This window comes from Sphingomonas kyeonggiensis, assembly GCF_030812785.1.
Lineage (GTDB): Bacteria > Pseudomonadota > Alphaproteobacteria > Sphingomonadales > Sphingomonadaceae > Sphingomonas > Sphingomonas kyeonggiensis_B.
The window spans coordinates 458,616-471,980 of record NZ_JAUSTJ010000003.1 but is presented as its reverse complement, the minus strand read 5'-3'; the positions used below and the strand labels follow the sequence as shown (position 1 = coordinate 471,980).

Sequence of the window (13,365 nt, the reverse complement as noted above, 5' to 3'; positions counted from 1 at the left end):
ATCCAACAGCAAGCGAAGCACTGGAGGGCCTCGACGAGAGGGATATGGTGCACGACCAAGGCCCCAGCACAAGAGGTCGCCGCGCCAACCGGGCGCGACAGAGGAGAGTATGATCATCCAGTCGATTCCCGACGGGCAGCCCATCGCTGCGCGCAAGCCCTTTTACCGGCACCTTTATTTCCAGGTGCTGGTGGCGATCGCGCTCGGCGTGACGATCGGCCATTTCTGGCCGGCGACGGGCGAGGCGTTCAAGCCACTCGGCGAAGGCTTCATCAAGCTGGTGAAGATGGTGATCGCACCGGTGATCTTCCTCACCGTGGTCAGCGGCATCGCCGGCATGCGCGAGCTCGGCTCGGTCGGCCGCGTCGCCGCCAAGGCGTTCGGCTATTTCCTGTTCTTCTCCACCCTCGCGCTGATCCTCGGCCTGATCGTCGCCAATGTCGTCCAGCCGGGCGCGGGGATGAACATCGATCCGCGCACGCTCGATGCCGGCGCGGTCGCCGGCTATGCCCACCAGGCGCACGAGACCACGGTCACCGGCTTCCTGATGGGGATCATTCCCACCACCCTTGCCTCGGCGCTGACCGAGGGATCGATCCTCCAGACCCTGTTCGTCGCCGTGCTGTTCGGCATCGCGATGGTGCTGGTCGGCAAGCCGGCCGAACCGCTGCTCGACCTGGTCGAGCGGCTCGCGCTGGTCGTGTTCCGCATCGTCGGCATCCTGATGCGCGTGGCCCCGATCGGCGCGTTCGGCGCGATGGCCTTCACCATCGGCAAGTATGGCGCCTCCAGCCTGATCAACCTTGGCACGCTGGTCGCGACCTTCTACGCGACATCGCTGTTCTTCGTGCTGGTGATCCTCGGCATCGTCGCCCGGCTGCACGGCTTCTCGATCCTGCGGCTGATCGCCTATCTCAAGGCCGAGCTGCTGCTGGTGCTCGGCACCTCTTCCTCGGAAGCCGCCCTGCCCAGCCTGATGGCCAAGCTGGAAGGCGCCGGCTGCGAAAAGGGCGTGGTCGGGCTGGTCGTGCCGACCGGCTATTCGTTCAACCTGGACGGCACCAACATCTACATGACGCTGGCGGCCTTGTTCATCGCCCAGGCCTGCGGCGTGCACCTGAGCTGGGAGGAGCAGATCCTGCTCGTCCTCGTCTCGATGCTCAGCTCCAAGGGCGCGGCGGGCGTCACCGGCGCCGGCTTCATCACGCTGGCGGCGACGCTGTCGATCGTGCCGAGCGTGCCGGTGGCGGGCATGACGCTGATCCTCGGCGTCGACCGCTTCATGAGCGAATGCCGCAGCCTCACCAATTTCGTCGGAAACGCAGTGGCGGCGATCGTCGTCGCACGCTGGGAAAACAAGCTCGATCGCGAAGCACTCGATGCGGCGCTCTCGGGTCGCACATTTTCAAAACCAGAAGACCTAGAACAAATGGAGCAGGGAGAGAGGGCATGAACAAGAGCTACAGGCAGATCGCCTTGGCCGCAGGCAGCGCGCTGAGCGTGCTGATGATCGCACAGGCGCACGCGCAGGAGGTTCCCGCCGCCCCGCAGGACGCCCCGGCGGCGCAGGAAGGCAGCGAGAAGACCGACGAGATCGTCGTGGTCGGTACCCAGATCAAGGGCGCGAGCACCACCGCCGCCCTGCCCGTCTCGGTGATCGACGCCAACCAGATCGACGCGACCGGCGCGCTTTCGGGCGACGAGCTGTTCCGATCGATCCCGCAGGCCGGCGACGTGGCCTTCAACGAGGCGAACAACCCGCAGACCAGCAACGCGGCGCGCGGCGACGTCAACTCGATCAACCTGCGCAACCTGGGCGTGGGCAACACACTGGTGCTGCTCAACGGCCGCCGCCTGGTCAACCACCCGACCAGCCAGGCCGGCGACGGCAACGTGCCGGTGCTCGGCTACAACGCCAATTCGCTGCCGGTCGCGGGCATCCAGCGGCTCGAGATCCTGCGCGACGGCGCCGCCGCCATCTATGGCTCGGACGCGGTGGCCGGCGTGGTCAACACGGTGACCAAGGACAATATCAACGGCGGCTCGCTCGACTTCCGCTATGGCGGCGCCGAGGGCACGCATCGCCGCGAGTTCCAGGTGACCGGCACGGTCGGCGACAACTTCGCCGACGGCCGCGGCAATATCTCGCTGTACGTGGACTATACCCACCGCACCGCGCAGCTGGCCGAGGACCAGCCCTATACGGCGACGGACAACCTCATGTCCTATTTCGCCGACGATCCCGCCTTTGCCGGCAACCTGACCGCCGACGGCCGCGCCACCCAGTCGCCCTGGGCGAACCTGGCGGTGGTCAACGGTCCCGGCACGATCCGCCGCAGCCCGGGCAACCAGGCGCTCACCTCCTCGGCCGGCGCCTTCCACACCCAGTCGAGCGCCAATCCGGGCTGCCTTGTCGCGATCAATGCCGATACCTGCCTGGGCAGCGGCACCCGCGCCACCGCCTCGACGCTGCGCAACGAGCGCTTCGACACGCGCCCCGGCACCACGGTGTCGCCGAGCATCGACCGCTACAACAGCTTCGCCAGCGCGCATTACGACATCTCGGACAGCCTGACCGTCTATGGCGAGGCGGGCTTCTATTATGCCGAGACCACCCGCATCCAGCCGCCGACGATCAACCTCAACGCGATCGTCGTCCCGGCCTCCAACTATTGGAATCCGTTCGGCCGCGCGGTCTTCGCCAATGGCCAGGCGAACCCGAACCGTATCCCGGGCCTGACCAACGTGCCCGCCGCCGGCCTGGCCGTGCGCCTGTCGACCTATCGCTTCGTCGATGCCGGCATGCAGACGGTGAACGTCACCAACTGGCAGTCGCGCTTCCTGGGCGGGCTCAAGGGCCAGATCGGCAGCTTCGATTTCGACAGCGCGATCCTCTATTCGGCGGCGCAGGCGACCGACGTCTCCAATGCCATCAACATGACCAAGCTGCAGCAGAACCTCGCGCTGTCGACGCCCGATGCGTACAACCCGTTCAGCGGCGGTTGCGCGGCGACGCCGAGCCTCGGCGACTGCTCGCCCGCCTCGGCCACGACGATCGACTCCTTCCAGTTCGACCTGAAGCGTCGGTCCAAGACCACCCTCGCCCTTGCCGACTTCAAGGTATCCAACAGCCGGCTGCTCGCCCTGCCCGGCGGCAACCTGGGCGTCGCCTTCGGCATCGAGGGCCGCCGCGAGACGCAGCGCGACGATCGCGATCCCAATCTCAACGGCGAGATCGGCTTCGTCGACATGGTGACCGGCGAGACCAACCTCTCCAACGTCGCCGCGGTCAGCCCGACGCCGAGCAGCAAGGGCGCCCGCACCGTCTTCTCGGCCTTTGCCGAGCTCGCCGTGCCGGTGGTCTCGCCCGATATGCACGTGCCGCTGATCCATCGCCTCGACGTCCAGCTGGCCGGCCGCTACGAGCATTACAGCGATTTCGGCTCGGTAGCGAAGCCCAAGGTCGCCGCAGCCTGGGACCTGGTAGACGGATTTCGAATCCGTGGTTCCTGGTCGCAGGGCTTCCGCGCGCCGAACCTCGAGCAGACCAACACCGTCGCCTATTCGCGCCTCGGCTCGAACAACGATTTCTATCGTTGCGCCGTCGACCTGGCGAAGGGCGCGATCGCCAGCATGGCCAATTGCGGCCGGAGCAGCAGCTATTCGATCTTCGTCAGCGGCAATCCGGACCTGAAGCCCGAAACCAGCACCAACTGGTCGGTGGGCACGGTGATCCAGCCCAAGTTCATTCCCGAAAGCGCCGGCCGGCTGACCCTCACCGCCGATTTCTGGTCGATCCAGCAGACCGGCATCGTCGGCCAGTTCGGGCCGCAGAACGCGCTGGTGCTCGACTATCTGCTGCGCATGCAGGGATCGAGCAATCCGAACGTGGTGCGCGCCGCAGCCAATGCCGACGACGTGACCTTCTTCAACGGCAGCGGCCTTGCCCCGGCCGGCGCGGTGACCCGGATCAACGACCAGTTCGTCAACCTGCTGCCGCAGACGGTGCAGGGCATCGACCTGGCGCTGCTCTACAATGTCCGTACCGGCATCGGTAAGTTCGACTTCGCGCTGAACGGCGCGCGGCTGACCAAGTTCTCGCGCGATACGCCGCCGGCGGTGCAGGAGCTGTTCGACGCGCGTTCGGCCGGCGACATCGACGTCGCCACCCCGCTCACCGATGCGAGCAACCTGATCCAGCAGCGCGGCAAGCCCAAGTGGCGCGTCACCGGATCGCTCACCTGGTCGCTCGACGGCTGGCAGGTCGGCGCGTTCAGCAACTATATCAGCTCGGTCTACGACACGAACTTCCTCGATTCGAACGGCAACCCGTACAAGCTCGACGGGCAGACCACCTACAATCTCTACGTCCAGTATCGGTTCAAGGGCGGCATCCTCGACGACACGCGCATCCGCCTCGGCGCGCGCAACATCTTCGACAAGCAGCCCCCGATCACTGCGGACGGCTATCTGGGCTCGCTCTACAGCCCCTATGGCCGCTATCTCTACATGACGATCGGCAAGAGGTTCTGATCCCGATGCGCCTGCTCCTCTCCCTCGTGGCCGCGATCTTCGTCGCGGCCACACCCGCCCTCGCCCAGGACGGGCTCGGCAAGCCCGAAGTCTATGCCGTGTGGCCGGGCAAGGCGCCCGGCTTCGGCAAGCCCTCGGGGCCCGAGAAGGTCGGCAACGAGGGCGGACAGACGGGGTCGTACTCGAACATCTCGGAGCCGCGCTACGAAGTCTATCGCCCCGCCCATCCCAATGGCGCGGCGGCACTGCTGCTCGGCGGCGGCGGCTATTTCCGCATCCAGATCGGCTCGGCCAAGGATGTCGCGGAGAAGCTCGCCGCCGCCGGCATCACCCCGGTGATCCTCTATTACCGTCTGCCCGGCGATGGCTGGAATGCCGATGCGCCCTTCCAGGACGCCCAGCGCACGCTCCGCCTGCTCAAGGCCGGCGCCAAGCGCTGGGGACTCGATCCCGCGCGGATCGGCGTGGTCGGCATGTCGGCCGGCGGCCACCTTGCGGGGATGATGGCCACGCAGGGTGGGCATGATTTCTATCCGGCGATCGACGAGGCGGACAAGCTCAGCGCCGCCCCCGCCTTTGCCGGGATGATCTATCCCGTCGTATCGATGCGCCCGCCGATCGACACGACCCAGACGCGCAAGAAGCTCTCGACCCTGCCCGACTATCGCGACTTCTACTCGGTCGAGGCGCAGGTCGGCCCTGAGACGCCGCCGGTGTTCCTGGCGCACGCCGCCGACGATCCGATCGCCAATGTCGAGCACAGCCTGCGCATGTTCGCCGCGATGCGCGCCGCCGGACGGCCGGTGGAGATGCACGTCTTCGAGAAGGGCGGGCACAGCTGGGGCGCGGGCAAGCCGGGCACGCTGGTGTCGCAATGGCCGGAGTTGTTCCTCAACTGGCTGCGCTCGCACCAGTTGATCCCCGCGGGGAAGTAAGGCGCATCCGATCTCCATCGCATGAAAAAATGGCCGCGCTCCCCAGGACAGGAGCGCGGCCAAGAGCCTGAGCCGGGGGGGAGGGGATACTCCTTGCTCGGGTCGCGACGAAACCGGGAGAGCGGCAACCGGCTTCGTCAGCACACGCACAATTCCTATCAAATAAGTATGCTTTACAAAGCAACTTCGGCTATGGGGCGCTAAAGCTCATCTCTGGCGCGTTCGGGCGAAGGGCCGCTATCCTGGCGGTTTGCCCTCCCGCCCCGACTCCCCTACCGGAATGCCATGACCTGTCCCGCCCCGCTCGCCGAGCATCCTGCCTGCTTCCTGCCGCCGTGCCCGGCGCGGGGGATCGCCGCATGATCCGGCTGGAGAACGTCCACAAGGCCTTTGCCAACGGCCATGCCGCACTGGCCGGCGTCGACCTGGAAGTCGCGCGCGGCGAGGTGTTCGGGATCATCGGCCGCTCGGGCGCCGGCAAGTCGACGCTGGTGCGGCTGCTCAACGGGCTCGAACGGCCGAGCACCGGCAGCGTCGCGATCGACGGCACCGATGTCGCCAGCCTGTCGGGCGAGGGCCTGCGGACGCTGCGCCGGCGGGTGGGCATGATCTTCCAGAATTTCGGGCTGCTCAGTTCGCGCACCGTGTTCGACAATGTCGCCCTCCCCTTGCGGATCGCCGGCGCCGACAAGGCGCGGATCGCCGAGCGGGTGCCCGAGCTGCTCGCCCGGGTCGGGCTGGCCGATCACGGCGCCAAATATCCCGCCCAGCTTTCGGGCGGGCAGAAGCAGCGCGTCGGCATCGCCCGCGCGCTCGCCACCGGCCCGGACATCCTGCTGTGCGACGAGGCGACGAGCGCGCTCGATCCGGAGACGACCCGCAGCATCCTGGCGCTGATCGCCGACCTCAACCGCGAGCTGGGGCTGACCATCGTGCTGATCACCCATGAGATGGAAGTCGTCCGCCAGGTGTGCGACCGGGTCGCGGTGCTCCATGCCGGGCGCGTGGTCGAGACGGGCAGCGTCGCGCAGGTGTTCCTCGATCCCAAGGCCGCGGAAACCCGCGCGATGCTCGATGAAGGGGGCGACCATGGCCCGATCGCGTTCGACGGCCCGATCGTCCGGCTCACCCTGCGCGGCGATGCGATCCTGCAGCCGGTGCTGACCCGCATCGCCCGCGAGACCGGCACCGACTTCGCCATCCTCGACGGGCGGATCGGGCGGTTCAAGGATGCCAGCTTCGGCCAGCTGACCCTGGGCCTGGCCGGCGGCGACACCGTGGCGGCGCTCGCCGCGCTCCGCCAGCATGGGGAGGTTTCCGAATGAGCGGCTGGTTCGCCAATGTCGACTGGAGCGAGATCGGCCAGGCCTGTCTCGACACGCTGGCGATGCTCGGCGGCTCGCTGCTGCTGACCATCCTGCTCGGCCTGCCGCTCGGCGTGCTGCTGTTCCTGACCAGCCCGGGCCAGGTGTGGCAGAACCGTGCGGTGAGCGGCGTGCTGGCGCTGGTGGTCAACCTGCTGCGCTCGGTGCCGTTCATCATCCTGCTGATCGTGATGATCCCGCTGACCGTGCTGCTGGTCGGCACCTCGCTCGGCGTGGCCGGCGCGATCCCGCCGCTGGTGGTGGGCGCCGCGCCCTTCTTCGCCCGGCTGGTCGAAACCGCGCTGCGCGAAGTCGACCGCAACACGATCGAGGCGGTGCAGGCGATGGGCGCGACGACGCGCGACCTGGTGTTCCGCGCGCTGCTGCCCGAGGCGCTGCCCGGGATCATCGCGGCGGCGACGGTGACCGCGATCGCGCTCGTCTCGTTCACCGCGATGGCGGGTGCGGTCGGCGCCGGCGGCCTGGGCGATCTGGCCATCCGCTTCGGCTATCAGCGCTTCCAGACCGACGTGATGCTAGTCACTGTCGTGCTGCTGCTCGTCCTCGTCCAGTTTCTCCAGATGGTGGGAGACCGCCTCGTCCGCCACTTCACGCGCCGATAGGAATGACCATGCAACGCCGCCTCCTCCTCACCGCCCTCGCCGCCTTTGCGCTCGCCAGCTGCGGCAAGACGGCCAAGACCGACGATCCGGGTACGCTTGTCGTTGCGGCGACCGCCGTGCCGCATGCCGAGATCCTGGAGTTCGTGAAGCCGGCGCTGGCCAAGCAGGGCCTGAAGCTCGATGTCCGGGTGTTCAACGACTATGTCCAGCCCAACGTCCAGGTCGAGGAAGGGCGGATCCCGGTCAGCTATTTCGAGACCAAGCCCTATCTGGACGAGTACAACAAGGCCAAGGGCAGCCATCTGGTGACGATCGCCGGCGTGCATGTCGAGCCGTTCGGCGCCTATTCGCGCAAGTGGAAGTCGCTCGCCGAGCTGCCCGAGGGCGCGACCGTCGCCATCCCCAACGAGCCGAGCAATGGCGGCCGGGCGCTGCAGCTGCTCGCCAAGGCCGGGCTGATCACCCTGCTCGATCCCAAGAGCGCGATCGCCACGCCCAAGGACATCGTCGAGAACCGCAAGAACCTGAAGTTCCGCGAGATCGAGGCAGCGACGCTGCCGCGCGTGCTGGACCAGGTCGACCTGGCGATGATCAACACCAACTATGCGCTCGACGCCAAGCTGAACCCGACCCGCGACGCGCTGGCGATCGAGGACAAGGACAGCCCCTATGTGAACTTCGTGGTGGGCCTGGAAAGCGCGAAGAGCGATCCGCGCGTGCAGAAGCTGGTCGCGGCGCTGCGCAGCCCCGAGGTGAAGGCGTTCATCGCGCGCAAATATGACGGGGCGGTGCTGCCCGCCTTCTGACCTCAGAACGCCTTCAGTTCGACCAGCCGGATCCGTTTGCCGGGAAGCTTCCGCATCACGACGCGAAGCTTCCCGGCGGTGACCGGCCCGAAGGAAGCGGAGGCGACGCCATTGTCGCCCTTGCCGGTGAAACGGGCGGCGACCGGAAGCCATTTGCCGTCGCGCAGATATTCGAGCCGATAGTCGCGCGGCGCGGCGAACTCCTCGCCGGCGAAGAAGGACAGCTCGGCACCGGTGAGCCGGACCGGCGCGCCGAAATCCACGGCGAACCATTGCTCCGCCGCGTCCGACGCGGAGTCCCACCCATTGGGCAGTTCCGGGAAGAAGGAGACGCGTCCGTCGATCGCGTCGTGCAGCCGCTCGGGTTCGGCACCGCTGGACGCCTCGGCACGAGGATAGGCCGAGCGCACGAGGTTGGTCGCACGGTTTATCGGGCGCACGATCGGGGCATTGGCACGCGGCGCGATCGCGGCACTCAGCTTGCCGAGCGTGTCGCGACTGCCGGCAAGCACCCCATCGACATAGAGGCGCAGTCCCCGCCCCTCGCGGTATCGCGTGCCGTCCTCGTCATAGAAGACCGAGACGAGGTGCCCGTGATAGGGCAGGTCCTGCAACGCGAAATAGCGGATACGTTCGGGGCCGTGCGCGCCGGCCGGGATCAGCGGGTCGAGGGTGAGCGTGTCGTCCGCTGAGGGCTCGATGCCGGCCAGCCCGGTGATGACGAGATCGCCGAACCCGCTGTGGAAATAATGATGGCTGCGCGCCAGCCCAACGATCGGCTTGCCGCTATCGGGATCATAATCCTCCTCGAGATCGAGCCGGTCACCCTGATAATGGAGCTGGGCATATTGGCGCAGCAGGCGGAGGTAATCGCCGCGCCCGATCACCGATTGCGGGGCGCCGTGCTGGAGCAGCCGCGCCAGCCCCATCAGCGCCTGGGTGGTCTGAAACGGCCAGGCGGGGCCGTTCCACTGGCATTCGCGCCCGCCGGTCGGCGTGTCGTAGCGATATTGGCGCATGTAATATTGGTAGCTGGGCTCGACCGTGCGCATGCCCGCCGCGCCGGCAAAGCCCTGCGCCGAGATCAGATGCGTCCAGGCGCCGGTGAACTCCGCCCAGTCGTCGAGCATGCCGAACGCCCAGGGCAGATAGCCGACCAGCTCGCGGGCACGGATCGGCGTCCAATATTTCACATGCTCGTTGTCGACCTTGTAGCGGTCGATGAAATGGCCGAGCGGGGCGCTCCACAGATCCTCTGCCACCCGCTGCTTCAGCCGTTCGGCCCGGGCGGCATAGTCGCGCGCGGTAGCCTCGTCCCCGGCCAGCGCCGATAGCTGGGAGATCGCGCGGGCATTGGCGAACATGTAGCTGTTGATCGACGGGCGGAAGGCATCGCCGCCGCGAAACCCGTCCTTGCCGCCCGAGGCGTCGATCGAGGAGACGGTATATTCGGTCGCATCGAGCAGCGGCTCGATCCAGTAGAGCCCCTTGGCGAAGTCGAAGCGGTCGTCCCACAGGCCGTAGATATGGCGCATCGCCGGCAAGTGTCGCAGCGCCCCTTCCCGGTCGCCATCGACCAGATAGCGCGCCCAGACCGCATCGGCGATCGCCTCGCTGAAATGGCGGTCGTTGCCGCCCTCGTCATAGAGGAAGCGGATATAGTCGTCGGCGAAGCGGCGATCGCGCAGCCAGCGACCCTCATAGAGGTGGAAGCCGGTCGCGTCGTTCAGGCTGGCATAGGGCTCGCGCTGCCAGCCGACATCGTCGAAGAATTCGGTGGTGATATAGCCCTTGTCGCCAAGGTCGCGCTGATGCGCGCGGTATATCGCCCAGCGATAATAATAGACCGTGTCGAGCTTCGCGTCCGAGCTCTCGAACAGCGGGATGCGGTCCGCATACCAGGCCGCGTCATTGCCGTAGCGGCTGGCCAGGATCGCCGGCGCATCCAGCCGTGGCGCGGCGCTCGCCGCCGAAACGAGCGCAGGCGCCGCCGCCAATAGCCATGGCAGCAGCGCCCGCGAGGCGAGCCGGAACCGGCGCCCCATCGGAGAGGGGGATGGGGACCGGACCGGCTCTGGAGACCTCACTTGAAGGTGAAGCGCGCGCCGAGCGCGAAGGTGCGCGAGAGCAGGGTCGTCCCCAGGTTGAACTGGCTCGGACCGCCCACATCGGCGAACTTGTAATAGGTCTGCTGGGTCGAGTTGGTGAGGTTCACCGCGTCGAAGGTGATGCCGATGTCCTTGGTGACATTGTAGGTGAGCTGGACGTCGAGGCTCTCCTCCGGGTTGCGCCACACGCCGATCGGATTGGCGAACAGCCGCGCCTCGTTGTTGGCGAGGAACTCCTTGCGCCAGACATAGGAGACGCGGGCGCCCACCGGACCACGCTCATAGGCGAGCGTCGCGTTGTACGAGAGGTCCGACACGCCGAAGAACGACGACTCGTCCTGCCCGACCAGCGTGCCTGCGCTGTCGAAGCGCGGGATGTTCTGCTTCGAGTCGAGCACCGTCAGGCTGCCGACGAAGCCGAGGCCCTTGAGGATGCCCGGCAGATAGTGCGGGAAGTAGGTGACGCCGACCTCGACGCCCTTCAGCACGCCGTTGGAGGCGTTGAGCGGCCGGGTGATCGCGAAGTAATCGGTCGCGCCCGCGACGATGCCGTTGTTCGGGATATATTCGCGGACCGTAGCCGGCACCACCAGCCCGTCGATCTCGCGGCGGAAGCCGGTGACGGTGATCGCGCTGTCGCGGTCGAAATACCATTCGAGCGCTACGTCATAGTTGCGCGAATGCGTCGGCTTCAGATTGGCGGTGCCGGCGGTGCCGCTGCCATAGCCGAGATTGGTGAGGTCGCCCGTCAGCGAGTAGTTCGGGTTAACGTCGTTGAAGTTCGGGCGGCGCAGCGTCTCGCCATAGTTGAAGCGCAGGCGCAGATTGTTGGTGAACGCGTAGCGGGCGGTGAAGCTCGGCAGGAAGCGCTCGGCATGGTTCGAGGCCCGGGTGAGCGCGCCATTGTTGTAGCGATCGTAGAAGCGCGAGTCGGTATCGACGGTGACGTAGCGCACGCCGCCTTCGAGCTGCAGCGGCCGGCCGAAGATCGAAACCTCCGCGTTCGCCATGAGGTAAGCCGACATCGTGATTTCGTCGATGTCGAAGGTCTTCTGCAGCGCGAGCTGGTCCGACGTCTTCAGACCGTAGAGCCCGCGCACCTTGTCGGCATTGTCGTACAGCCAATAGCCATTGGCCAGCACCCAGGTGGTCGGCACATCGGCGCGGCCGTCGAAGAAGCCGCTATTGGTGAACTGCGCGTCGGTGCCGAGCGTGGCCAGGCTCACGCCGAGATTGCCGGCGTCCTGGGTACAGACCGAACTGGAGGCCTTGCGATCGTCGACGCGCAGGCCCGCCTTGATCCGGCGCAGGAAGCCCTCGTCAAACTTGTACTCGCCGTCGAGCGTGCCGGTGAGCGCACTGCCCTTGTCGCGGCCGCCATTGTCGTAGAGCTGGGCGACGTTCCACCGGCTCGGATCGGTGAGCTGGGTGTCGTCGTTGAAGTGGAAGGACGGGATGCCACCGCCCGCGTTGAAATCGACATTGATCGAATCCGCGACGCGATCGGTACGCATGGCGATGAAGGCGGTGTTGTAGGTGCTCGTCTGATAGGCGATGTCGGCGACGATCTTGCCATGGCCCTCGGCCACGTCCCAGGCGCCGTTGAGCGCATAGACATAGCTGTCGGTCTTGTTCCTGGTGTAGTCGCCGCTGTTGAAGCCATAGACCGAATTGGCGACGCGCGACTTCACGATGTTGGTGCCGTCATAGAGTGTCGGCGCCTGCGCATTCGCCCAGAAATCGACGAAGCTGAACTGGAGGCTGTTGAACGTCTCGCCGCGGAAGCCGGTGTAGAATGCTTCGGCGGTGTAGACCGAACTTTCGTTCGGCGCCCATTGCAGCGCGATATTGGCGCCGAGCCGGTCGCGCTTGCCGTAGAGATCGGAGCTGAACACCGCGTCGCGCGAGAGGTAATAGGGCACGTCGACGCCATTGATATTGAGCGTCGAGCCCGCCGCGGTGGACAGGCCGCGATCGGTGCCCACAGTCCAGAGAGTCGCCAGGTCGTTCGGATCGGGGGTGGCAAGATTGGGTGCGCGGCAATCGGTGGGGAAGATGCGCTCGAAAGGCGACCAGCCGCCAGGGTTGGACGGATTGCAGAGGTTCGCCGCCCCGCTGCCGACGGGAAGATTCGCCATCGTCGCGAAGGGCACCAGCGCACCGGCGGTGGTGGTCATGTCGCGGAATTTGGTGCGGCTGTAGCTGACATTGGCAAGGACGCCGATATCGCCGATGCCGGTGTGCCAGCGGTTGCTGACCAGCAGCGCGGCGTTCGGATTATAGCTGTCAGCCTGCTGGTTGTAGATGCCGCGGGCGAGGCCCGAGATGGCGAAACCGTCAAAGTCGAACGGGCGGCGGGTCTTCACATCGACTTGGCCGGCAAGGCCGGTCTCGATCTGGTCGGCCGCGCGGGTCTTGTAGACATCGACCTGCTTGACGAGGTTCGCCGAGATGTCCTGCAGCGAGAACGCCTGGCCGGCCGCGGTGAAGATGTTGCGGCCGTTGAGCGTGGTGAGCGCATCGGGAAGGCCGCGGATCGAGATGCCTGCCGCTTCGCCGCCGGTGCGGTTGGTGACCTGGATGCCGGTGACGCGCTGGAGCGCCTCGATCACATTGTTGTCGGGCAGCTTGCCGACATCCTCCGCGACGATCGAGTCGACGATCTGGGTGGAATTCTTGCGGACGTTGAGCGAGCCGACGATGCTGGCGCGGACGCCGGTGACGATGATCTCGCCTTCCTGCGCGGCCGCATCCGAGTCGCTGGGCGCCTGCTGCGGATCCGCGGCGGCGACGGGCGCCGTCTGGGCGAGCGCCGGGCTGGCAATCAACAGGCTCAGCACCGAAGCCGAGCAGAGCACGATGGACTTTCGCATATTCACACCTCCCCTAGCCTAGCCGTCATTTGCGGCTATTTAGTCTGACATATTTTTAGGTGACTTACCGGTGCCACCGAGATGACGTCAAGGCATATAGGAAGCAGGAGCATAAAATAGTCA

The 13,365-nt window shown here is 66.5% G+C and carries 8 protein-coding genes; 6 read left to right on the top strand and 2 right to left on the bottom strand.

Annotated features, from left to right (window positions below; translation table 11 throughout):
* Positions 1 to 109: 109 nt before the first annotated feature.
* From J2W22_RS19960 to J2W22_RS19935, 6 genes are all read left to right on the top strand, one after another.
* The gene (locus J2W22_RS19960) at positions 110 to 1,453 is read left to right on the top strand and encodes a dicarboxylate/amino acid:cation symporter (protein WP_307120030.1); all 1,344 of its coding nucleotides are present in this window, start codon (positions 110 to 112) and stop codon (positions 1,451 to 1,453) included.
* Positions 1,450 to 4,533, top strand: coding sequence for a TonB-dependent receptor domain-containing protein (locus J2W22_RS19955; RefSeq protein WP_307120029.1), 3,084 nt, complete (start codon positions 1,450 to 1,452; stop codon positions 4,531 to 4,533). Before J2W22_RS19960 ends, J2W22_RS19955 begins: the two co-directional genes overlap by 4 nt.
* 5 nt (positions 4,534 to 4,538) lie before the next feature.
* Complete coding sequence (locus J2W22_RS19950) at positions 4,539 to 5,468, top strand: alpha/beta hydrolase (RefSeq protein ID WP_307120028.1); 930 nt, start codon at positions 4,539 to 4,541, stop codon at positions 5,466 to 5,468.
* 359 nt (positions 5,469 to 5,827) lie between these two features.
* Positions 5,828 to 6,793, top strand: a complete 966-nt coding sequence (locus J2W22_RS19945; RefSeq protein ID WP_307120027.1) for a methionine ABC transporter ATP-binding protein — start codon at positions 5,828 to 5,830, stop codon at positions 6,791 to 6,793.
* Positions 6,790 to 7,455, top strand: coding sequence for a methionine ABC transporter permease (locus J2W22_RS19940; protein WP_307120026.1), 666 nt, complete (start codon positions 6,790 to 6,792; stop codon positions 7,453 to 7,455). The genes J2W22_RS19945 and J2W22_RS19940 overlap by 4 nt, the downstream gene beginning before the upstream one ends.
* 8 nt (positions 7,456 to 7,463) lie before the next feature.
* The gene (locus tag J2W22_RS19935) at positions 7,464 to 8,261 is read left to right on the top strand and encodes a MetQ/NlpA family ABC transporter substrate-binding protein (protein ID WP_307120025.1); all 798 of its coding nucleotides are present in this window, start codon (positions 7,464 to 7,466) and stop codon (positions 8,259 to 8,261) included.
* A gap of 2 nt (positions 8,262 to 8,263) precedes the next feature.
* Here J2W22_RS19935 and J2W22_RS19930 read toward each other — a convergent pair whose 3' ends face one another.
* Both J2W22_RS19930 and J2W22_RS19925 read right to left on the bottom strand, forming a co-directional pair.
* Positions 8,264 to 10,306, bottom strand: a complete 2,043-nt coding sequence (locus J2W22_RS19930) for an MGH1-like glycoside hydrolase domain-containing protein (protein ID WP_307120024.1) — start codon at positions 10,304 to 10,306, stop codon at positions 8,264 to 8,266.
* Between the two features lie 38 nt (positions 10,307 to 10,344).
* Positions 10,345 to 13,242, bottom strand: a complete 2,898-nt coding sequence (locus J2W22_RS19925) for a TonB-dependent receptor (protein ID WP_307120023.1) — start codon at positions 13,240 to 13,242, stop codon at positions 10,345 to 10,347.
* Positions 13,243 to 13,365 lie beyond the last annotated feature (123 nt).

Coding starts and splice junctions, on each gene's coding strand:
- J2W22_RS19960 (WP_307120030.1), top strand. CDS start 110: ATGATCATCCAGTCGATTCCCGACGGGCAGCCCATCGCTGCGCGCAAG.
- J2W22_RS19955 (WP_307120029.1), top strand. CDS start 1,450: ATGAACAAGAGCTACAGGCAGATCGCCTTGGCCGCAGGCAGCGCGCTG.
- J2W22_RS19950 (WP_307120028.1), top strand. CDS start 4,539: ATGCGCCTGCTCCTCTCCCTCGTGGCCGCGATCTTCGTCGCGGCCACA.
- J2W22_RS19945 (WP_307120027.1), top strand. CDS start 5,828: ATGATCCGGCTGGAGAACGTCCACAAGGCCTTTGCCAACGGCCATGCC.
- J2W22_RS19940 (WP_307120026.1), top strand. CDS start 6,790: ATGAGCGGCTGGTTCGCCAATGTCGACTGGAGCGAGATCGGCCAGGCC.
- J2W22_RS19935 (WP_307120025.1), top strand. CDS start 7,464: ATGCAACGCCGCCTCCTCCTCACCGCCCTCGCCGCCTTTGCGCTCGCC.
- J2W22_RS19930 (WP_307120024.1), bottom strand. CDS start 10,306: ATGGGGCGCCGGTTCCGGCTCGCCTCGCGGGCGCTGCTGCCATGGCTA.
- J2W22_RS19925 (WP_307120023.1), bottom strand. CDS start 13,242: ATGCGAAAGTCCATCGTGCTCTGCTCGGCTTCGGTGCTGAGCCTGTTG.